Origin of the sequence: Pseudomonas sp. LPB4.O (assembly GCF_038383825.1) — a bacterium.
Lineage (GTDB): Bacteria > Pseudomonadota > Gammaproteobacteria > Pseudomonadales > Pseudomonadaceae > Aquipseudomonas > Aquipseudomonas putida.
Map to the genome: position 1 here is coordinate 1,447,672 of NZ_CP151298.1, position 22,164 is coordinate 1,469,835.

A 22,164-nucleotide genomic window follows, 5' to 3' on the forward strand; every position below is an offset into this window, starting at 1 on the left:
GGCCGCTCCTACAGGGATTGCACCACCCGTTGGGTTGTGTATTTCCCTGTAGGAGCGGCCTTGTGCCGCGAATGGGGCGCAAAGCGCCCCCTGCTTTTTGTCAAACCCGGTCCGCCCCTTACGAGGGCAACCACCTGGAGAACCCGCTTCATGTCACAACCTATCGTCGTCGCGGCGCTGTACAAGTTCGTCACCCTGCAAGACTACGTCGAGCTGCGCGAGCCGCTGCTCAAGGCCATGCTCGACAATGACGTCAAAGGCACCCTGCTGCTGGCCCACGAAGGCATCAACGGCACCGTGTCGGCCACCCGCGAAGGCATCGACGGCCTGCTGGCCTGGCTGCGCAACGACCCGCGCCTGGCTGATGTCGACCATAAAGAGTCGTACTGCGACGAGCAGCCGTTCTACCGCACAAAGGTCAAGCTCAAGAAAGAGATCGTCACCCTCGGCGTGCCGGGCGTGGATCCGAACCAGGCGGTCGGCACCTATGTCGAGCCCAAGGACTGGAACGCGCTGATCAGCGACCCGGAAGTGCTGCTGATCGATACCCGCAACGACTACGAAGTGGCCATCGGCACCTTCAAGGGCGCGATGGACCCGAAGACCGAAACATTCCGCGAGTTCCCGGCGTACATCAAGGCCAACTTCGACCCCAGCAAGCACAAGAAAGTGGCCATGTTCTGCACCGGCGGCATTCGTTGCGAAAAAGCCTCCAGCTACATGCTCGGTGAAGGCTTCGAGGCGGTCTATCATCTTAAGGGTGGCGTGCTGAAGTACTTCGAGGAAGTGCCTCAGGAAGAAAGCCTGTGGGACGGCGACTGCTTCGTCTTCGACAACCGCGTTACGGTGCGCCATGACCTGAGCGAAGGCGAGTACGACCAGTGCCACGCCTGCCGCCACCCGATCAACGCAGAGGAGCGCGCGTCCGAGCACTATTCGCCAGGTGTCAGCTGCCCGCATTGCTGGGACACCCTGAGCGAGAAAACCCGGCGCAGTGCCATCGACCGGCAGAAGCAGATCGAGCTGGCCAAGGCCCGCAACCTGCCGCACCCGATCGGTTACAACTACAAAGCCGAGGCCTGATGCATGCCTGCACGCCTGATTTATGTGATGGACCCGATGTGCTCCTGGTGCTGGGGTTTCGCGCCGGTAGCCGCCGCCCTGATCGCCCAGGCGCGTGAGGCGGGCGTTGTCACCCGCGTGGTGCCGGGCGGGCTGCGCACCGGCGGCAGCGCCCTGGACAGCTCCACCCGCAAGTACATCCTCGAACACTGGCAGGCGGTGGCCGACGCCACCGGCCAGACATTTCGTTTCGAAGGGGCCATGCCTGAGGGCTTCGTCTACGACACCGAGCCGGCCTGCCGCGCCCTGGTCACTGCCCGTGAGCTGGACGCCGAACGCGTCTGGCCGCTGCTGGCGCTGATCCAGCGTTCGTTCTACGAGCAGGGCGTGGACGTGACCACGGCGCCGCAGCTGGTCGAGCTGGCCTCGCAGTGCGGCTTCGACCGCACCGTGTTTGCCGAAACCTTCGCCCGCGCCGATACCCGCGCCGCCACCGCAGCCGATTTCAGCTGGGCCCAGGACCTGGGTATTGCCGGCTTTCCGACCCTGCTGGCCGAGCGCAATGGCCAACTGGCCCTGCTGACCAACGGCTACCAGCCGCTGGAGCGCCTGCAACCCTTGCTTGGCCGCTGGCTGCAGCAGGCCGCCTGTGCTTGATGTGCCTGGGTCACCCGACCCGGTGCCGGGCAAGCCTCACGCTGCGGGTGATCGACTGAGCTGGGCGGAAATCCGCCGCCTGGCCCTGCATCACAAGAAGAACCTCTGGTCTGCCAACTTCATCGCCGTGCTGGCGGCTTGCTGCAGCGTGCCCATTCCGTTGCTGCTGCCCCTGTTGGTGGACGAAGTACTGCTCGGTCATGGCGATGCTGCGCTGAAGTGGATGAACCACCTGCTGCCCTCCAACTGGCAGGTGGCAGCCGGTTATATCGGGCTGATGCTGGCGCTCACCTTGTGCCTCCGCGTGGCTGCCCTGGCGTTCAACGTGATCCAGGCCAAGCTGTTTGCCGGTTTGGCCAAGGATATCGTCTACCGCCTGCGCATCCGCCTGATCGAGCGGCTCAAGCGCATTTCGCTGAAGGAATACGAAAGCCTGGGCAGCGGCACGGTAACCACCCACCTGGTCACCGACCTGGACACCCTGGACAAGTTCGTGGGCGAAACCCTCAGCCGCTTCCTGGTGGCCATGCTGACCCTGACCGGTACAGCGGCGATCCTGATCTGGATGCACTGGCAGCTGGCCTTGCTGATCTTGCTGTTCAACCCGCTGGTGATCTATTTCACCGTGCAGCTGGGCAAACGCGTCAAACACCTGAAAAAGCTTGAGAACGACAGCACCGCGCGCTTTACCCAGGCGCTGACGGAAACCCTCGATGCCATCCAGGAAATCCGTGCCAGCAACCGCCAGGGTTACTTCCTTGGCCGTTTGGGCCTGCGCGCCCGCGAAGTGCGTGACTACGCCGTGGATTCGCAGTGGAAGAGCGATGCCAGTGGCCGTGCCAGCGGCTTGTTGTTCCAGTTCGGCATCGATATCTTCCGCGCCGCAGCCATGCTGACCGTACTGTTCTCCGATTTGTCGATCGGCCAGATGCTGGCGGTGTTCAGCTACCTGTGGTTCATGATCGGGCCGGTGGAGCAACTGCTCAACCTGCAATATGCCTACTACGCCGCCGGCGGTGCGCTGAGCCGCCTCAACGAGCTGCTGGCGCGCGATGACGAACCGCAGTACCCGGCCGCCAGCGACCCGTTCGCCGGCCGTGAGACGGTGGGCATCGAAGTGCGCGACTTGCGCTTTGCCTATGCCGACGAGCCGGTGCTGGAAAACCTCGACCTGTCTATCGCTCCGGGCGAAAAGGTGGCGATTGTCGGCGCCAGTGGTGGCGGCAAGAGCACCCTGGTGCAACTGCTGCTGGGCCTTTACAGCGCCCAGGCCGGGACCATCCGCTTTGGCGGTGCCAGCCTGCAGGAAATCGGCCTGGAAACCCTGCGCGAAAACGTCGCGGTGGTGTTGCAGCACCCGTCGCTGTTCAATGACACCGTACGCGCCAACCTGACCATGGGCCGCGACAGCAGCGACGACGCCTGCTGGCAGGCGCTGCGCATCGCCCAGCTGGACGCCACCATCGCCGCCTTGCCGCAGGGCCTGGACAGTGTGGTGGGGCGCTCCGGCGTGCGCTTGTCTGGCGGGCAGCGGCAGCGCCTGGCCATCGCCCGCATGGTGCTGGCCGAGCCCAAGGTGGTCATTCTCGACGAAGCCACCTCGGCGTTGGACGCCGCCACCGAGTACAACCTGCACCTGGCCCTGGCGCGCTTCCTCAGCGGCCGCACCACGCTGATCATCGCCCACCGGCTGTCGGCGGTGAAGCAGGCCGACCGGGTGCTGGTGTTCGATGGCGGGCATGTAGCCGAAGATGGCGACCACCAGCAGCTGATTGCCGAGGGTGGGTTGTACGCCAAGCTTTATGGGCACTTGCAGCAAAGCTGACGTTCAGGCTTGATCGTGTGTTGGCGCTCGATCCAACAGTCGCCACCTACCTCAAGCCAGCCCCTAAAAAAACCCCGTCACGTTGATGGCAGATGGCCTACGCTGTGCTTGTCTGGGTCGATTTGCGCCTTATCTGCTCTGTGACAGGGACTCCATGAAGGGACATCGCACACTCGAAGCGCCGAAGTTGCTCGGCATCACCTGGCCCTTCATCGCCGTTGTGGTCTTTCAGGTGGCGCTGGGCAGCCTCAGCCTTTATACGCTCTCGGCCGTGCGCGCCTATGTCGCGGGCGAAAGCCTGTGGTCGAAGGCGCAGAAAGACGCCATCTATTACCTGAACCTGTACGCCGACACCCGCGACGAAAGCACCTATCAGCGCTATCGCCAGGCCATTACGGTGCCCCAGGGCGACCACCAGCTGCGCGAGGTGCTCGATCAGCCCAGCCCCGACCTGGAGGCTGCTCGCCAGGCCGTTCTGCAAGGCGGCAACCACCCCGACGATGTCGAGCGGATCATCTGGTTCTACCGTAACTTCCGCAACATCAGCTACATGCAGACAGCCATCGACTACTGGGATATCGGCGACGACTACCTGGCCAAGCTGGATGTGCTGGCCGGCGAGATGCGCCAGAGCTTTGCCAGTGGCCCGGTCGACGCCCAGGCCGTCAATGCCTGGAAGGCGCGCATCGTCACCATCAACGAAGGGGTCACGCCCGCTGCCAAAGCGTTCAGCGATGCCTTGGGCGAAGGCTCGCGCATGTTGCTGCGGGTGCTGCTGATCACCAACCTGCTGACAGCGATGTTCCTCATTACCATTGCCTGGCGCCGCTCCAGCAAGCTGCTGGCCCAGCGTCAGGCTTTCGCCACCGCCCTGCAGGCAGAAAAAGAGCGGGCACAGACCACCTTGCAGGCCATTGGCGATGCGGTCATTACTGCCGACGTGGATGGCTGCATCGGCTACATGAACCCGGCCGCCGAGCAACTGACCCATTGGCAGTCTGGCCAGGCCCAGGGCCTGCCACTGTCGGCGCTGTTCAGCCTGGTGGACGAGCAGGCCGAGGAAGATGGCCGCAGCCTGGTCGAGCAGGTGCTTAGCGGCAGCCTCAAGGGCGGTGCCGAGCATGCCCGGCTGATCCAGCGGCTGGACGGCAGCACCGTGTCGATCAATCTGGTGGGCTCGCCGATCGTCAGTGACGGCCAGCTCAGTGGCATCGTGCTGGTGCTGCATGACATGACCCAGGAGCGCCAGTACATCGCCAACCTGTCCTGGCAGGCCACCCATGACGCCCTGACCGGCCTGGCCAACCGCCGTGAGTTCGAATACCGCCTGGAGCAGGCGCTGAACGGCCTTGCGCGCCAGGCCGGGCGGCATTCGCTGATGTTCCTGGACCTCGACCAGTTCAAGCTGGTGAACGACACCTGCGGCCATGCCGCGGGTGACGAATTGCTGCGGCACATCTGCGCCGTGCTGCAATCTGGCCTGCGCGAAGGTGACACGCTGGCCCGGCTGGGTGGCGACGAGTTTGGCGTGCTGCTGGAAAGCTGCCCGCCAGACCAGGCCGAGCGCATCGCCGAGCAGTTGCGCCAGATGGTGCAGAGCCTGCACTTCGTGTGGAAGGGGCGGCCGTTCGTCACCACGGTCAGTATCGGCCTGGTGCACATCGCCCAAACCCCGGGCACCCTGGAAACCTCGCTGCGTGCTGCCGACATGGCCTGCTACATGGCCAAGGAGAAGGGGCGCAACCGCGTGCAGGTGTACCACGCCGACGACAGTGAGCTGTCCATGCGTTTTGGCGAAATGGCCTGGATCCAGCGCTTGCATGTGGCGCTGGAAGAAAACCGCTTCTGCCTGTACGCACAGGAAATTGCCCCGCTGAAAACCTTCGAAGGCCCAGGCCACATCGAAATCCTGCTGCGCCTGCACGACGAAAGTGGCCGCACCATCCTGCCCAGCAGCTTCATCCCCGCAGCCGAGCGCTACGGCCTGATGACTGCGCTGGACCGCTGGGTGGTGCGCAATGTGTTCCAGGTTGTGCGCCAATGCCTGGACGAAGGCCGCGAAGGGCCGCTGTCGATCTGCGCGATCAACCTGTCGGGGTCGAGCATCGGCGATGACAAGTTCCTCGATTACCTGCAGCGGTTGTTTGTCGAGTACGCCATTCCGCCGCGGATGATCTGTTTCGAAATTACCGAAACCAGCGCGATTGCCAACCTGGGCAGTGCCATTCGCTTCATCAACGAGTTGAAGGGGCTGGGCTGTCGCTTCTCGCTCGATGACTTCTGCGCCGGCATGTCGTCGTTCGCCTACCTCAAGCATTTACCCGTGGATTACCTGAAGATCGACGGCAGTTTCGTCAAGGACATGCTCGATGACCCGGTCAACCGGGCCATGGTAGAGGTCATCAACCACATCGGCCATGTCATGGGCAAACGCACCATAGCCGAGTTCGTCGAAACACCCTTGATCGAGCAGGCCCTGCAGGAAATCGGCGTGGATTACGCCCAGGGTTACCTGATCGAACGCCCCCAGGTGTTCACCTGTGACAGTCTGCAGCGCCAACGGATCGCCGCCCGGCCTCTGTTGCAGCGGGCGCCTGGCACGTTTCGCTAGCGAGAAATCACAAGGATCAAGGAGCTGAAAGTGATTGATGCATTCGTTCGTATCGGGCCTTTGATGGACCCCGCCAGCTATCCCCAATGGGCCCAGCAACTGATTGAAGACTGCCGCGAGAGCAAGCGCCGGGTGGTGGAGCATGAGTTCTACGCGCGCCTGCGCGACGGCCAGCTCAAGCAGTCGACCATTCGTCAGTACCTGATCGGTGGCTGGCCGGTGGTGGAGCAGTTCTCGCTGTACATGGCCCACAACCTGACCAAGACCCGCTATGGCCGCCATCAGGGCGAAGACATGGCGCGGCGCTGGCTGATGCGCAATATCCGGGTTGAGCTCAACCATGCCGACTACTGGGTGAACTGGTGCCAGGCCCATGGTGTGCACCTGCATGAGCTGCAGGCCCAGGAAGTACCTCCCGAGCTCAACGGCCTGAACGACTGGTGCTGGCGCGTGTGCGCCACCGAGAACCTGGCCATTTCCATGGCGGCGACCAACTACGCCATCGAAGGTGCGACCGGGGAATGGTCGGCGGTAGTGTGCTCGACCGATACCTACGCCCAGGGCTTCCCGGAAGACCAGCGCAAGCGGGCGATGAAATGGCTGAAGATGCATGCCCAGTATGACGATGCGCACCCGTGGGAGGCGCTGGAAATCATCTGTACCTTGGCCGGCGAGAACCCGACCCTGGGGCTGCGTACCGAGTTGCGCAGGGCGATTTGCAAGAGTTATGACTGCATGTACCTGTTCCTGGAGCGGTGCATGCAGCTGGAAGGGCGCCAGCAAGGCCGTTTGCGCCCGGCGTTGGCGGCGGGCTGATCATCCGCCTGTACCGGCCCATTCGCGGCACAAGGCCGCTCCTACAGGGATAGCGTTCCTGGCGGGTTGTACATTCCCCTGTAGGAGCGGCCTTGTGCCGCGAATGGGCTGCAAAGCAGCCCTGGCAATCTCAAGGCTTATTGGGCGTTCAACGCCTGCCCATTCACCTCTTTGCTATCCGGCCCCATCAGGTACAGGTACACCGGCATGATCTCTTCAGGCAGCGGGTTGTTCTGCGGGTTTTCGCTGGGGTAAGCCTGGGCCCGCATCGCCGTGCGCGTGGCGCCCGGGTTGATGCTGTTGGAGCGCACGGGTGCCACGCCTTCCAGTTCGTCGGCCAGGGTCTGCATCAGGCCCTCGGTGGCGAACTTCGACACGCCATAAGCGCCCCAGTAGGCCCGGCCCTTGCGCCCGACGCTGCTGCTGGTGAATACCACCGAGGCGTCTTCCGACAGTTTCAGCAGTGGCAGCAGGGTGCTGGTGAGCATGAAGGTAGCATCGACGTTGATGTGCATCACGCGCATGAAGTTGTCGCCCGACAACTGCTCCAGCGGCGTGCGCGGGCCAATGATCGAGGCGTTGTTCAGCAGGCCGTCCAGGCGGCCGAACTGGTCTTCGATCATCACGGCCAGCTCGTCGTACTGGTGGGGCAGGGCGGTTTCCAGGTTGAACGGGATGACCACCGGTTGCGGGTGCCCGGCGGCTTCGATCTCGTCGTAGACCTCGTTCAGGTTGGCTTCGGTCTTGCCCAGCAGTAGCACGGTGGCGCCCACTGCCGCGTAAGCCTTGGCGGCCGCAGCACCGATGCCGCGGCCGGCGCCGGTAACCAGGATGACCCGGCCTTGCAGCAGGTCGGGACGGGCGGTGTAGTCGAACATTGTGTATTCCCTGTCTCTAGTTCAGCAGCCACACAGCGCGCTGTCGATCACTTTGCGCAGTTCCAGCGGGTGGTCCACCACCACGTCGGCACCCCAGTTGTTGGGGTTGTCCTCTGGATGAATATAGCCGTAGCGCACCGCTGCCGTGCGGGTGCCGGCGTCGCGGCCAGACTCGATGTCGCGCAGATCGTCGCCGACGAACAGCACAGTGGCAGGGTCCAGGCCCAGCGTCGTGCAGGCCAGGGTCAGTGGCTCGGGGTCAGGCTTGCTGTTTTTCACGTGGTCCGGGCAGATCAGCAGTGCCGAGCGCTCGGCCAGGCCCAGCCGCTGCATGATCGGCTCGGCGAAGCGCACCGGCTTGTTGGTGACCACGCCCCACAGCAGGTTGCCTTTCTCGATGTCGGCCAGCAGCTCGGCCATGCCGTCGAACAGCTTGCTGTGTACCGCGCAGTCGCGCTGGTAGCGCTCCAGAAACTCCAGGCGCAGGGCCTCGAAGCCTTCGGCTTCCGGGTCCATGGCAAACGTGGTGGCAACCATGGCGCGGGCGCCGCCAGAGATCACGCCACGGATCAGGTTGTCGTCAATGGCCGGCAGGCCGCGCTCGGCGAGCATGGCCTGGCAGATGGCGATAAAGTCCGGCGCCGTGTCGAGCAAGGTGCCGTCCATGTCGAAGAGTACTGCTCGCAAACGCATGCTCATTCCTCGCGCAGGGTCTGGATCATGTAGTTGACGTCGACGTCGCTGTTGAGCTTGTAGTGCTTGGTCAGCGGGTTGTAGGTGAGGCCGATGATGTCCTTCACCTGCAGGCCGGCATCGCGGCTCCAGGCGCCCAGTTCGGACGGGCGGATGAACTTCTTGAAGTCATGGGTGCCGCGCGGCAGCATCTTCAGGATGTACTCGGCGCCGACGATGGCCAGCAGGTAGGCCTTGGGGTTGCGGTTGATCGTGGAGAAGAACACCTGGCCGCCAGGCTTGACCATGCGGTAGCAGGCGCGAATCACCGAGGATGGGTCGGGCACGTGCTCGAGCATTTCCAGGCAGGTGACCACGTCGAACTGTTCAGGCATTTCTTCGGCCAGGGCTTCGGCGGTGATCTGCCGGTATTCCACCTGTACGCCCGACTCCAGCTGGTGCAGCTGGGCCACGGCCAGGGGGGCCTCGCCCATGTCGATACCGGTGACCGTGGCGCCGCGCAGGGCCATGGCTTCGCTGAGGATGCCGCCGCCGCAGCCTACGTCCAGCACTTTCTTGCCGGCCAGGTTGGCCCGCTCGTCGATCCAGTTGACGCGCAGCGGGTTGATTTCGTGCAGCGGCTTGAACTCGCTTTCGCGGTCCCACCAGCGGTGGGCCAGCGCTTCGAACTTGGCGATTTCGGCGCGGTCGACGTTGCTCATTGAACAGTCCTCTGAAACTTCGCAAAATTGCGCCGGAGTATACCCGAGCGCTCGGCCCCCAGGCTCGCTATAATCGCCGGCTTTTGACATGCGAACCACGGGGAGAGGCGATGCGCGAGCGACTTTTGGCGGCGGAGAAGGTGACCGGGATCCGCTGGCAGGGCGGCATCTTGCACCTGCTCGACCAGCGCCTGTTGCCGTCGGAAGAACGCTGGCTGGCCTGCGACAATGTCGCGCAGGTGGCGGCGGCAATCCGCGACATGGCAGTGCGCGGCGCCTCGGCCATCGGCATTGCTGCCGCCTACGGCCTGGTACTGGCCCTGGAAGAGCGGCTGGCAGAGGGTGGCGACTGGGAAATGGACCTCGAAGAGGACTTTCTCACCCTTGCCGAAGCACGCCCCACGACGGCCAACCTGTTCTGGGCACTGAACCGCATGCGTGAGCGCCTGCTGCGTCTGCGCCCGGATGAAGACGTGCTGGCAGCGCTGGAGGCAGAAGCAGTGGCCGTCCACGAAAGCGACCGTGAAGCCAACCTGACCATGGCCCAGCAAGGCATCGAGCTGATCCGCCGTCATCAGGGCAATGCCCAGACGCTGCTTACCTACGGCAATGCCGGTGCCTTGGCCAGTGGCGGTTTCGGCACTGCGCTGGGGGTGATCCGCGCCGGCTACCTGGAGGGCATGGTGGAGCGGGTGTATGCCGGCGAAACTCGCCCTTGGCTGCAAGGCTCGCGCCTGACGGCCTGGGAGATGGCCAACGAGGGAATTCCGGTGACCCTGTGCGCCGACTCGGCGCTGGCGCATCTGATGAAGACCAAGGGCATCACCTGGGTGGTGGTGGGCGCGGACTGCATCGCTGCCAATGGCGACGTGGCCAGCAAGATCGGCACTTACCAGTTGGCGGTCAGTGCCATGCACCATGGTGTGCGCTTCATGGTGGTGGCGCCGAGCACCAGCATCGACCTGAACCTGGCCACCGGCGAGGATATCCCGCTGGAAGAGCGTGACGCCGACGAGTGGCTGGACTTTGGCGGTGCCCCGGCGGTACGGGATGTGCAGGTATTCAACCCGGTGTTCGACGTGACCCCGGCCGACCTGATTGACGTTATCGTGACCGAGCGGGGTGTTGTCGAGCGCCCGGATACCGCCAAACTGGCCCAGTTGATTTGCCGCAAGCGCCTGCACTGATACCTCGGTGGAGCGCGCACTTTGTGGGAGCGGCCTTGCGTCGCGACAGGGCCGCAAAGCGGCCCCGGGATGTTGACGAAGAAGCAAAAATTGCCGGGGCTGCTGCGCAGCCCTTTCGCGACACAAGGCCGCTCCCACAATGACCGTGTACTGCCGTTCAGATCTCCCCACCGCCCCCGCCTTTGTGATAACATCCGGCAGTTTCCAAGACCGCCCATCACGGCGGCCTTCATTGCGCAGATCCATGGCACAACTCATTGATTTGTCGTAAGTCGTCGCACGCTTGAACGCTGCGGCGGCGAGCTTCGTTCGGCCCTTGATGGAGCTGCGAAGTTTCACCAGAAAAAGGAATCAGGCTTCTCATGGGCGAACTGGCCAAAGAAATCCTCCCGGTCAATATCGAAGACGAACTGAGACAGTCTTACCTCGACTACGCGATGAGCGTGATTGTCGGGCGAGCGCTGCCCGATGCGCGTGACGGCTTGAAGCCCGTGCATCGTCGCGTTCTCTATGCGATGAGCGAACTGGGCAACGACTGGAACAAGCCGTACAAGAAATCCGCCCGTGTGGTCGGTGACGTGATCGGTAAGTACCACCCGCACGGCGACACTGCGGTCTACGACACCATCGTGCGTATGGCCCAGCCGTTCTCGCTGCGCTACCTGCTGGTCGACGGCCAGGGCAACTTCGGTTCGGTGGACGGCGATAACGCCGCAGCCATGCGATACACCGAAGTGCGCATGACCAAGCTGGCGCACGAGCTGCTGGCCGACCTGCACAAGGAAACCGTCGACTGGGTGCCCAACTACGACGGCACCGAGCAGATCCCGGCGGTCATGCCGACCCGTATTCCCAACCTGCTGGTCAACGGTTCCAGCGGTATCGCCGTGGGCATGGCGACCAACATTCCGCCACACAACCTCGGTGAAGTCATCGACGGCTGCCTGGCGCTGATCGACAATCCGGAAGTCACCATCGATGAGCTGATGCAGTTCATCCCTGGGCCAGACTTCCCGACTGCCGGCATCATCAACGGTCGCCAAGGCATCATCGAGGCCTATCGCACCGGTCGTGGCCGCATCTACATGCGCGCCCGCTCCGAGATCGAAGACATCGACAAGGTGGGCGGCCGTCAGCAGATCGTCGTCACCGAGCTGCCGTACCAGCTGAACAAAGCGCGCCTGATCGAAAAGATCGCCGAGCTGGTTAAAGAGAAGAAGATCGAAGGCATCACCGAGCTGCGCGACGAGTCCGACAAGGACGGCATGCGCATCGTCATCGAGCTGCGTCGCGGCGAGGTGCCGGAGGTGGTGCTCAACAACCTCTACCAGCAGACCCAGCTGCAGAGCGTGTTTGGCATCAACGTGGTCGCCCTGATCGACGGTCGTCCGCGCCTGCTCAACCTCAAGGACCTGCTCGAAGCGTTCGTCCGTCACCGCCGCGAAGTGGTGACCCGTCGCACCGTATTCGAGTTGCGCAAGGCCCGTGAGCGTGGCCACATCCTTGAAGGCCAGGCGGTTGCGCTGTCCAACATCGACCCGGTCATCGCCCTGATCAAGGCTTCGCCGACCCCGTCCGAGGCCAAGGAAGCCCTGGTTTCCACACCGTGGGAATCCAGTGCCGTGCAGGTCATGGTCGAGCGCGCCGGCGCCGATTCCTGCCGCCCTGAAGACCTGCCGGAGCAGTACGGCCTGCATGATGGCAAGTACTTCCTGTCGCCGGAGCAGGCCCAGGCCATTCTCGACCTGCGCCTGCATCGCCTGACCGGCCTGGAGCACGAGAAGCTGCTGGCCGAGTACCAGGAAATCCTTGAGCAGATCGGCGAGCTGATCCGCATCCTCAGCAGCGCCGAGCGCCTGATGGAAGTGATCCGCGAAGAGCTGGAAGCCATCCGTACCGAGTACGGCGATGTGCGCCGTACCGAAATTCTCAATGCCAGCCACGACCTCAACTACGGCGACATGATCCCGGAAGAAGAGCGCGTGGTTACCATCTCCCACGGTGGTTATGCCAAGACCCAGCCATTGTCCGCTTACCAGGCCCAGCGCCGGGGCGGCAAAGGCAAGTCGGCAACCGGCGTGAAGGACGAGGACTACATCGAGCACCTGTTGGTCGCCAACAGCCATGCCACCCTGTTGCTGTTCTCCAGCAAGGGCAAGGTGTACTGGAAGAAGACCTACGAAATCCCCGAAGCGTCCCGCGCTGCCCGTGGTCGCCCGCTGGTCAACCTGCTGCCGCTGGAGGAGGGTGAGCGCATCACCGCCATGCTGCAGATCGACCTCGAAGCGCTGCAGCAGAACGCCGACCTCGACGAAGAACTGGAAGACGCTGATGACACCGTGCTCGAGGGTGAGCTGGTAGAGACCGAGGAAATCGACGAAGAAGACGGCGACACCGCAGAATGGGTGGCAGAGCCTACTGGCGCTTACATCTTCATGGCCACCGCTTCCGGTACCGTCAAGAAGACCCCGCTGGTGCAGTTCGCCCGTCCGCGCTCCAACGGCCTGATCGCCTTGAAGCTGAAGGAAGGGGACACCCTGATTGCGGCGGCCATCACCGACGGCGCCAAAGAAGTCATGATGTTCTCCGACGCCGGCAAGGTCATCCGCTTCGCCGAAAGCGTCGTGCGTGAAATGGGCCGTACGGCCCGCGGTGTGCGCGGCATGAAACTGGGCAAAGGCCAGCAGATCATTTCGATGCTGATCCCGGAGTCCGGCGCGCAGATCCTCACCGCCTCCGAGCGTGGCTTCGGCAAGCGCACCCCGCTGTCCAAGTTCCCGCGTCGCGGCCGTGGTGGCCAGGGCGTGATCGCTATGGGGACCAAGGGGCGCAACGGTCTGCTGGTCGGTGCTATCCAGGTGCAGGAAGGCGAGGAGATCATGCTGATTTCCGACCAGGGCACGCTGGTGCGTACCCGGGTTGGCGAGGTGTCCAGCCTGAGCCGTAACACCCAGGGTGTTACGCTGATCAAGCTGGCGGCTGACGAGACCCTGGTGGGCCTGGAGCGTATCCAGGAGCCGTCCGAGGACGAACTCGATGATGTGATCGAGATGGACGAGGAGGGCGTCGAGGCTGAAGCGCCAGACAATGAAGAGGCTGCGGGTGCCGAAGAGGCCCCGCAGGAGTAAGCAAGCGTAAACCCGAACGGGGCGACCAAGGTCGCCCCGTTTGACTGATTACGGCAGGCAACGCCTGGCCCTGTAGGAGCAGCCTTGTGCTGCGAATGGGGCGCGAAGCGGCCCCTGGGGTTCAGAGATAGCACATGAATAGCCGGGGCCGCTTTGCGGCCCATTCGCAGCACAAGGCTGCTCCTACAAAGAGCGGCGAGCAGCATGCAATAACGAATGTGTTCTATTTGGCAGAGCGAGAGTGGATGTGAGCAAACGAGCCTTTAACTTCTGCGCAGGCCCTGCCGCGCTTCCTGATGCTGTCTTGCAGCGCGCCCAGGCAGAGATGCTGGACTGGCGCGGCAAGGGCTTGTCGGTGATGGAAATGAGCCATCGCAGCGACGACTACGTGGCCATCGCCGAAAAGGCCGAGCAGGACCTGCGTGACCTGCTGTCCGTCCCCTCCAACTACAAGGTGCTGTTCCTGCAGGGCGGCGCCAGCCAGCAGTTCGCCGAGATTCCGCTGAACCTGCTGCCTGAAAGTGGCACTGCCGACTACATCGAAACCGGTATCTGGTCGAAAAAGGCCATCGAGGAAGCGCGCCGCTTCGGCAACATCAACGTCGCCGCCAGTGCCAAGCCCTACGACTACCTGAATATCCCGGGCCAGAACGACTGGAACCTGACCAAGAACGCTGCCTACGTGCACTATGCGTCCAACGAGACCATCGGTGGCCTGCAGTTTGACTGGGTGCCGCAGACTGGTGATGTGCCGCTGGTGGTCGACATGTCCTCCGACATTCTCTCGCGCCCCATTGACGTGTCGCAGTTTGGCCTGATCTACGCCGGCGCGCAGAAAAACATCGGCCCAAGCGGCCTGGTGGTGGTCATCGTGCGCGAAGACCTGCTGGGCCATGCCCGCAGCAGCTGCCCGACCATGCTCGACTACAAGGTTTCGGCTGACAACGGCTCGATGTACAACACCCCGGCCACTTATTCCTGGTACCTCTCGGGCCTGGTCTTCGAGTGGCTGAAAGAGCAGGGTGGCGTCGACGCCATGGAGCAGCGCAACCGCGCCAAGAAAGAGCGCCTGTACGGCTTCATCGACAACAGCGATTTCTACACCAACCCGATCAGCGTCAACGCCCGTTCGTGGATGAACGTGCCGTTCCGCCTGGCTGACGAGCGCCTGGACAAGGCCTTCCTCGCCGGCGCCGATGCCCGCGGCCTGCTCAACCTCAAGGGCCACCGTTCGGTGGGCGGCATGCGCGCTTCCATCTACAACGCCTTGGGCCTTGAGGCTGTAGAAGCCTTGGTGGGCTACATGGCCGAATTCGAGAAGGAGCACGGCTGATGTCCGAACAGGAACTCAAGGCGCTGCGTGTACGCATCGACAGCCTCGACGAGAAGATTCTCGAGCTGATCAGCGACCGTGCCCGTTGCGCTGAAGAAGTCGCCCGGGTCAAGACCGCCTCGCTGAAAGAAGGCGAAAAGCCGGTGTTCTACCGCCCTGAGCGCGAAGCTGCTGTGCTCAAGCGCGTCATGGAACGCAACAAGGGCCCGCTGGGCAACGAAGAGATGGCGCGGTTGTTCCGCGAAATCATGTCGTCGTGCCTGGCCCTTGAAGAGCCGCTGAAAATCGCCTACCTCGGCCCTGAGGGTACCTTCACCCAGGCTGCGGCCATGAAGCACTTCGGCCACGCGGTGATCAGCCGGCCGATGGCGGCCATCGATGAAGTGTTCCGCGAAGTGGCGGCCGGTGCCGTCAACTTTGGCGTGGTGCCGGTGGAAAACTCCACCGAAGGCGCTGTCAGTCACACCTTGGACAGCTTCCTTGAGCACGACATGGTCATTTGCGGCGAAGTCGAGCTGCGAATCCACCATCACCTGCTGGTAGGTGAGAGCACCAAGACCGACAGCATCACGCGCATCTACTCCCACGCCCAGTCGCTGGCCCAGTGCCGCAAGTGGCTGGACGCGCACTACCCGAACGTGGAGCGCGTGGCGGTTTCGAGCAATGCCGAGGCGGCCAAGCGAGTCAAGGGCGAGTGGAACTCGGCGGCGATTGCCGGCGACATGGCGGCCAACCTGTATGGTTTGACCCGCCTGGCAGAAAAGATCGAAGACCGCCCGGACAACTCCACGCGCTTCCTGATGATCGGCAGCCAGGAAGTGCCGCCGACCGGCGACGACAAGACCTCGATCATTGTCTCGATGAGCAACAAGCCAGGTGCCTTGCACGAGTTGCTGGTGCCGTTCCACCAGAACGGCATCGACCTGACCCGCATCGAGACCCGCCCGTCGCGCAGTGGCAAGTGGACCTACGTGTTCTTCATCGACTTCGTTGGCCACCACCGCGACCCGCTGATCAAGGCGGTCCTCGAGCAGATCAGCCAGGAGGCTGTGGCGCTGAAGGTGTTGGGCTCTTATCCGAAGGCGGTGCTTTGATTCAAGGCCCTTGGGGCTGCTTTGCAGCCCTTCGCGGCACAAGGCCGCTCCTACAGGGTCCTTGTAGGAGCGGCCTTGTGCCGCGAAGGGTCGCGAAGCGGCCCCGTAGGGTCCAGCAGGCTGTCCAGATTTCAGAACAGGGTTCGCACCAGTGGTAAAAGCAGCAAAAACCAAACCCGCGCCAATCATCAGCCGCCTGGTCGTGGTCGGCCTCGGCCTGATCGGTGGCTCGTTCGCCAAGGGCCTGCGTGAAAGTGGCCTGTGCCGCGAAGTGGTCGGTGTCGACCTGGACGCCCCTTCGCGCAAGCAGGCCGTGGCTCTGGGCGTGGTCGACCGCTGCGAAGAAGACCTCGCCGCAGCCTGTGTCGGTGCCGATGTCATCCAGCTGGCCGTGCCGATCCTGGCCATGGAAAAAGTCCTGGCCCTCCTGGCCCGGCTCGACCTGGGCGATGCGATCATTACCGATGTCGGCAGTGCCAAGGGTAATGTCGTCCGTGAGGCGCGTTCTGTTTTTGTAAACGAGAGCGGTCAGCGCCTGCCGCGCTTCGTCCCCGGCCACCCGATCGCCGGTTCCGAGCAGAGCGGGGTAGAGGCCTCGAACGCCACCCTGTTCCGTCGGCACAAGGTGATCCTCACGCCGCTGGCCGAAACCGACCCGGCCGCGCTGGCTCTGGTCGACCGCCTGTGGCGTGCGCTGGGTGCCGATGTGGAGCACATGTCGGTCGAGCGTCATGACGAGGTGCTGGCAGCCACCAGCCACCTGCCGCACCTGTTGGCCTTTGGCTTGGTCGATTCGCTGGCCAAGCGCAATGAAAACCTCGAGATCTTCCGGTACGCTGCGGGAGGCTTCCGCGATTTCACAAGAATCGCCGGCAGCGACCCGACCATGTGGCATGACATCTTCCTCGCCAACCGCGACGCTGTCCTGCGCACACTCGATACATATCGCAGCGATCTCGACGCCTTGCGCGACGCGATCGCAGAAGGGGACGGGCACCAGTTGCTGGGTGTATTCACCCGTGCGCGTGTTGCCCGCGAGCATTTCAGTAAAATCCTGGCCCGCCGGGCCTATGTGGACGCTATGAACGCCAACGATCTGATTTTCCTGGCCCAACCGGGTGGCCGCCTGAACGGGCGGATCCGCGTACCGGGCGACAAGTCGATTTCCCACCGCTCGATCATGCTCGGCTCGCTGGCCGAAGGCACCACCGAAGTCGAAGGCTTCCTCGAAGGTGAGGACGCACTGGCGACCCTGCAGGCATTCCGCGACATGGGTGTGGTCATCGAAGGCCCCAACCACGGTCGCGTGACCATTCATGGTGTTGGCCTGCACGGCCTCAAGCCGCCGCCCGGGCCGCTGTACGTGGGCAACTCGGGTACCTCGATGCGCCTGCTGTCGGGCCTGCTGGCCGGTCAGTCGTTCGACGTGACCATGACCGGCGACGCTTCGCTGTCCAAGCGCCCGATGAACCGTGTGGCCAACCCGCTGCGTGAAATGGGTGCTGTGGTCGAAACCGGTCCGGAAGGCCGTCCGCCGCTGACCATTCGCGGTGGCCACAAGCTCAAAGGGCTGACCTACACGCTGCCGATGGCCAGCGCCCAGGTCAAATCCTGCCTGCTGCTGGCCGGCTTGTACGCTGAAGGCAAGACCACCGTTACCGAGCCTGCGCCTACCCGTGACCACACCGAACGCATGCTGCGCGGCTTTGGCTATGCGGTCGAGTCGAACGGCCCGGTGGCCTCGCTGCAGTCCGGCGGCAAGCTGACCGCTACCCGCATTGAAGTGCCGGCCGACATTTCCTCGGCAGCCTTCTTCCTGGTGGCGGCCTCCATTGCCGAAGGTTCCGAGCTGGTGCTGGAACACGTTGGCATCAACCCGACCCGCACCGGTGTAATAGACATCCTGCGCCTGATGGGTGGCGACATCACCCTGGAAAACCAGCGCGAAGTCGGCGGCGAGCCAGTGGCTGACCTGCGCGTGCGCGGTGCCAGGCTGAAAGGTATCGACATCCCTGAAGAGCTCGTGCCGCTGGCCATCGACGAATTCCCGGTACTGTTCGTGGCTGCCGCCTGCGCCGAAGGGCGTACCGTGCTGCGTGGCGCTGAAGAGCTGCGGGTGAAGGAGTCCGACCGTATCCAGGTGATGGCCGATGGCCTGATCACCCTGGGCATCAAGTGCGAACCAACCCCGGACGGCATCATCATCGACGGCGGCCAGTTGGGCGGTGGCGAAGTGCATGGCCACGGTGACCACCGTATTGCCATGGCCTTCAGCGTCGCCTCGCTGCGCGCCAGCGCGCCCATCCGCATCCACGACTGTGCCAACGTCGCCACCTCGTTCCCCAACTTCCTGGCGCTGTGCGCCGAAGTGGGAATCCGCGTGGCGGAAGAGGGCAAGTCGTGAATTCGCTGGCACCGGTCATCACCATCGACGGGCCGAGCGGCTCGGGCAAGGGCACGGTCGCCGGCCTGCTGGCCCGCGAGCTGGGCTGGAAGCTGCTGGACTCCGGCGCGCTGTACCGCTTGCTGGCGTTCAACGCCAGCAATCATGGCGTCGACCTGACCAACGAAGAGCTGCTGACCAGGCTTGCCGCCCATCTGGATGTGCAGTTCATCGCTGCCCAGCCCGGTAAGCTGCAACAGATCATCCTTGAGGGTGAGGACGTCAGCAATGTCATCCGCACCGAAACCGTCGGCGCCGGCGCGTCGATGGTGGCCTCGCTACCGGCAGTGCGTGATGCCCTGCTGGTGCGTCAGCGCGAATTTCGCGATGTGCCGGGGTTGATCGCCGACGGCCGCGACATGGGTACCGTGGTATTCCCTGACGCGCCGTTGAAGGTCTTTCTGACCGCCAGCGCAGAAGAGCGCGCACGTCGCCGTTACCTGCAGTTGAAGGGCAAGGGTGAAGATGTTAGTCTGTCGAGTCTGCTGGATGAGATTCGTGCGCGTGATGAGCGCGACACCCAACGTGCAGTGGCCCCGCTGAAGCCAGCGGCCGATGCCATTCAGTTGGACTCTACCGAGTTGTCCATCGAGCAGGTGTTGCAACGTATCAGAAGCGAGATCGCCCTGCGCGACCTCGCCTGATCGCCAGGAAAGCAGGCAGGGGCACCAGTCAACGTCCTGCCAGCTTTCCTTTACTTAAAACGAACCCACATTGTCTGGAATGTGGTTATGGGCGTTTGTTTCGCCCGAATCTACAGGAATTAAAATGAGCGAAAGCTTTGCAGAACTCTTTGAAGAAAGCCTGAAAACCCTCAATCTTCAGCCGGGTGCCATCATCACCGGTATCGTTGTCGACATCGACGGCGACTGGGTTACCGTACACGCTGGCCTGAAGTCCGAGGGCGTCATCCCGCTCGAGCAGTTCTACAACGAAGCTGGCGAGCTGACCATCAAGGTCGGTGACGAAGTTCACGTTGCGCTGGACGCGGTCGAAGACGGCTTTGGCGAAACCAAACTGTCCCGTGAAAAAGCCAAGCGCGCCGAGTGCTGGATTGTTCTGGAAGCAGCTTTCGCCGCTGAAGAAGTGGTCAAGGGCGTTATCAACGGTAAGGTTAAAGGCGGCTTCACTGTCGACGTTAACGGCATCCGTGCGTTCCTGCCGGGCTCCCTGGTTGATGTCCGCCCTGTGCGCGACACCACCCACCTCGAAGGCAAAGAGCTGGAATTCAAGGTCATCAAGCTGGACCAGAAGCGCAACAACGTTGTTGTTTCGCGTCGCAGCGTGCTGGAAGCCGAGAACAGCGCCGAGCGCGAAGCCCTGCTGGAAACCCTGCAGGAAGGCCAGCAAGTCAAAGGTATCGTCAAGAACCTCACCGACTACGGCGCATTCGTGGACCTGGGCGGTATCGACGGCCTGCTGCACATCACCGACATGGCCTGGAAGCGCATCAAGCACCCTTCGGAAATCGTTAACGTTGGCGACGAAGTCGACGTACGCGTTCTGAAGTTCGACCGCGAGCGTAACCGCGTTTCGCTGGGTCTGAAGCAGATGGGCGAAGATCCGTGGGTAGCTATCACTGCCCGTTACCCAGAAGGTACTCGCGTACAAGCTCGCGTTACCAACCTGACCGACTACGGCTGCTTCGCTGAGCTGGAAGAAGGCGTTGAAGGTCTGGTACACGTTTCCGAAATGGACTGGACCAACAAGAACATCCACCCGTCGAAAGTCGTTCAGGTTGGCGACGAAGTGGAAGTCATGGTTCTGGACATCGACGAAGAGCGTCGTCGTATCTCCCTGGGCATCAAGCAGTGCAAGTCCAACCCATGGGAAGACTTCTCCGGCCAGTTCAACAAGGGTGACAAGATCACCGGTACCATCAAGTCGATCACCGACTTCGGTATCTTCATCGGCCTGGACGGCGGCATCGACGGCCTGGTTCACCTGTCCGACATCTCCTGGAACGAAACCGGCGAAGAAGCCGTACGTCGTTTCAAGAAGGGCGACGAGCTGGAAACCGTCATCCTGTCGGTCGACCCAGAGCGCGAGCGCATCTCCCTGGGCATCAAGCAGCTGGAAGACGATCCGTTCTCCAACTTCGTTGCTGTCAATGACAAGGGCGCTATCGTCAAGGGCATCGTGAAAGAAGTTGACGCCAAAGGCGCCATCGTCACCCTGGCCGACGACATCGAAGCTACTCTGAAAGCTTCCGAAATCAGCCGTGACCGCGTTGAAGACGCGCGTAACGTTCTGAAGGAAGGCGAAGAGATCGAAGCCAAGATCATCAGCGTTGACCGCAAGTCCCGCGTTATCAGCCTGTCGATCAAATCGAAAGACGACGCTGAAGAGCGTGAAGCCATCCAGAGCCTGAAAAACGCTCCGGAAGCGGCTGCCGACACCACCATGGCTGCGCTGCTGCGCGAAGCAATGGCCAAGCAGAACTGAGTTCTGTTTGATCGGTAAAAAAGGGCGACCCTCGGGTCGCCCTTTTTTTATGTCTGAAATGCGTCAGCCGTGGGGGTGTTCATGTTGATGTTTGGCGACGTTATGAAAGGTCGCGGGCGTGATAATAATTTTCTGATCATCCGGTTGCTGGCGGCGACCGCTGTGGTGATTGGGCATTCTTTTGCGCTTTCCTATCTGGAGTGCCTGAGTTGCGCGGACCCTGCTATGCAGCTGGGCATGCCGGTGCCCGTCCACAGCCTTGGGGTGGAAGTGTTCTTCGTGGTCAGTGGGTTCTTGATCGCTGCCAGCGGTGAGCGCAATAGCGCCAGGGATTTCTACCTGGCACGCGCGCTCAGAATCCTGCCTGGTCTGGTGATGTGCCTGTTGCTCATGGCCTTTGTGCTAGGGCCTGCCGTTACCTCGCTGCCGCTTGCCGAGTATTTTTCGCAAGCCCAGGTATACAAATACTTCTACAGCCCGCTGCTGATTTTCAAAGATGCCCAGTTCGTACTGCCTGGGGTGACCTTTACCCCGCGTTTCCAGGGGGTTTCGGTCAATGGCAGTTTGTGGACCATTCCGCTGGAAATGCGCATGTACCTGGTATTGGGAGTGGTGGTGCTTGTAGCCAGGCTTTTCCGGTGGCCAATGTCGGGGCTGACGCTTGCGGCACTCTTGGTTGCGTTGGGGTTGCATGCCTGGCATCCGGCATTTGCAGCGTACCCATTCAAGCTGGTGGTGTGTTTCCTGGCGGGGTCGGCATTCTATTCGTGCCGAGCGGTGATACCGCACACCGGGTGGCTGTTGCTTGGCTGCGTCGCGTTATTCTTGCTGAGCAAGGGAGGGCGTTTTGAGGTGTTCGCGTTCGCCATCCTGACGATTTACGCCACGCTTTATTTTGCGTATTGCCCGCAGTTGAAGCTGCCTTCGGTGGTGCAGGACTACTCCTACGGTATCTACCTGTATGCGTTTCCGATTCAGCAGATTTTGGCGGGGGCGATGCCGTGGGCCGGGCCATATTGGCTAATGCTGGTTGCAGTGCCGGCCTCGTGGGTGGCGGGGTATGCGTCGTGGCAGCTGGTGGAGAAGCCTGCGCTGGCGATACGAAAGCGCTTTTCGCAGGAAAGTCCTCGGCAGCAATTGGCGTGAGAGAGGGGGCCGGGAGCCGGCATGCCGGCGATGGGGCGGTTCCTGGTAACCCCTTCGGCTAGACCATTCTTGTAAAACTTCAATCTTGAATTTTTTTATTAAGTCAAGAACCGCCCTGTTCAAATCCCTCCCGGCGTGCTACAAA

The 22,164-nt window shown here is 62.5% G+C and carries 16 protein-coding genes; 13 read left to right on the forward strand and 3 right to left on the reverse strand.

Translation table 11 applies throughout. The features are described from left to right. Positions 1-150: 150 nt before the first annotated feature. From MRBLPB4O_RS06570 to MRBLPB4O_RS06590, 5 genes are all read left to right on the forward strand, one after another. The gene (locus MRBLPB4O_RS06570; RefSeq protein ID WP_019473004.1) at positions 151-1,083 is read left to right on the forward strand and encodes a rhodanese-related sulfurtransferase; all 933 of its coding nucleotides are present in this window, start codon (positions 151-153) and stop codon (positions 1,081-1,083) included. A gap of 3 nt (positions 1,084-1,086) precedes the next feature. Continuing rightward, complete coding sequence (locus MRBLPB4O_RS06575; RefSeq protein WP_341797854.1) at positions 1,087-1,719, forward strand: DsbA family protein; 633 nt, start codon at positions 1,087-1,089, stop codon at positions 1,717-1,719. Further along, the gene (locus tag MRBLPB4O_RS06580) at positions 1,712-3,544 is read left to right on the forward strand and encodes an ABC transporter ATP-binding protein (RefSeq protein WP_341797855.1); all 1,833 of its coding nucleotides are present in this window, start codon (positions 1,712-1,714) and stop codon (positions 3,542-3,544) included. Before MRBLPB4O_RS06575 ends, MRBLPB4O_RS06580 begins: the two co-directional genes overlap by 8 nt. A gap of 154 nt (positions 3,545-3,698) precedes the next feature. Next, entirely contained in the window at positions 3,699-6,155 is a 2,457-nt protein-coding gene (locus MRBLPB4O_RS06585) for an EAL domain-containing protein (RefSeq protein WP_341797856.1), read from the forward strand. Positions 6,156-6,185: 30 nt separating this feature from the next. Continuing rightward, positions 6,186-6,971 (forward strand): iron-containing redox enzyme family protein, encoded by a 786-nt coding sequence (locus MRBLPB4O_RS06590; RefSeq protein ID WP_059395300.1) that lies wholly within the window; start codon positions 6,186-6,188, stop codon positions 6,969-6,971. Between the two features lie 137 nt (positions 6,972-7,108). On the opposite strand, the gene MRBLPB4O_RS06595 is transcribed toward MRBLPB4O_RS06590, so the two are convergent. From MRBLPB4O_RS06595 to ubiG, 3 genes are read right to left on the reverse strand one after another with little or no spacing between them, the layout of a single operon-like run. Next, positions 7,109-7,849: a YciK family oxidoreductase gene (locus tag MRBLPB4O_RS06595; protein ID WP_341797857.1), complete on the reverse strand. Its 741-nt coding sequence runs from the start codon at positions 7,847-7,849 to the stop codon at positions 7,109-7,111. Between the two features lie 21 nt (positions 7,850-7,870). After that, positions 7,871-8,542 carry an N-acetylmuramic acid 6-phosphate phosphatase MupP gene (gene mupP / locus MRBLPB4O_RS06600; protein ID WP_016501017.1) on the reverse strand — a complete coding sequence of 224 codons (672 nt, stop codon included), beginning with the start codon at positions 8,540-8,542 and terminating at the stop codon, positions 7,871-7,873. A gap of 2 nt (positions 8,543-8,544) precedes the next feature. Next, positions 8,545-9,243 carry a bifunctional 2-polyprenyl-6-hydroxyphenol methylase/3-demethylubiquinol 3-O-methyltransferase UbiG gene (gene ubiG, locus MRBLPB4O_RS06605; RefSeq protein WP_016501016.1) on the reverse strand — a complete coding sequence of 233 codons (699 nt, stop codon included), beginning with the start codon at positions 9,241-9,243 and terminating at the stop codon, positions 8,545-8,547. 110 nt (positions 9,244-9,353) lie between these two features. Between ubiG and mtnA the strand changes: the two genes are divergently transcribed. The 8 genes from mtnA to MRBLPB4O_RS06645 all read left to right on the forward strand — a co-directional run bounded on the left by mtnA (position 9,354) and on the right by MRBLPB4O_RS06645 (position 22,019). Beyond that, complete coding sequence (mtnA, locus tag MRBLPB4O_RS06610) at positions 9,354-10,430, forward strand: S-methyl-5-thioribose-1-phosphate isomerase (RefSeq protein WP_341797858.1); 1,077 nt, start codon at positions 9,354-9,356, stop codon at positions 10,428-10,430. A gap of 362 nt (positions 10,431-10,792) precedes the next feature. Continuing rightward, on the forward strand, positions 10,793-13,558 hold the full coding sequence (gyrA, locus tag MRBLPB4O_RS06615) for a DNA gyrase subunit A (protein WP_341797859.1): 2,766 nt from the start codon (positions 10,793-10,795) through the stop codon (positions 13,556-13,558). A 247-nt stretch (positions 13,559-13,805) separates the two neighbouring features. After that, positions 13,806-14,891, forward strand: coding sequence for a 3-phosphoserine/phosphohydroxythreonine transaminase (gene serC / locus MRBLPB4O_RS06620; RefSeq protein WP_059395297.1), 1,086 nt, complete (start codon positions 13,806-13,808; stop codon positions 14,889-14,891). After that, positions 14,891-15,985 carry a prephenate dehydratase gene (pheA, locus tag MRBLPB4O_RS06625; protein ID WP_016501012.1) on the forward strand — a complete coding sequence of 365 codons (1,095 nt, stop codon included), beginning with the start codon at positions 14,891-14,893 and terminating at the stop codon, positions 15,983-15,985. The genes serC and pheA overlap by 1 nt, the downstream gene beginning before the upstream one ends. Positions 15,986-16,136: 151 nt before the next feature. Further along, positions 16,137-18,389, forward strand: coding sequence for a bifunctional prephenate dehydrogenase/3-phosphoshikimate 1-carboxyvinyltransferase (locus tag MRBLPB4O_RS06630; protein ID WP_341797860.1), 2,253 nt, complete (start codon positions 16,137-16,139; stop codon positions 18,387-18,389). After that, a complete protein-coding gene (gene cmk / locus MRBLPB4O_RS06635; protein ID WP_016501010.1) occupies positions 18,386-19,072 on the forward strand; it encodes a (d)CMP kinase in 687 nt (228 codons plus the stop codon). The genes MRBLPB4O_RS06630 and cmk overlap by 4 nt, the downstream gene beginning before the upstream one ends. 124 nt (positions 19,073-19,196) lie before the next feature. Continuing rightward, a complete protein-coding gene (gene rpsA / locus MRBLPB4O_RS06640; RefSeq protein WP_003252673.1) occupies positions 19,197-20,873 on the forward strand; it encodes a 30S ribosomal protein S1 in 1,677 nt (558 codons plus the stop codon). 81 nt (positions 20,874-20,954) lie between these two features. Beyond that, positions 20,955-22,019 (forward strand): acyltransferase, encoded by a 1,065-nt coding sequence (locus MRBLPB4O_RS06645; RefSeq protein WP_341797861.1) that lies wholly within the window; start codon positions 20,955-20,957, stop codon positions 22,017-22,019. The last annotated feature ends 145 nt before the right edge of the window (positions 22,020-22,164 follow it).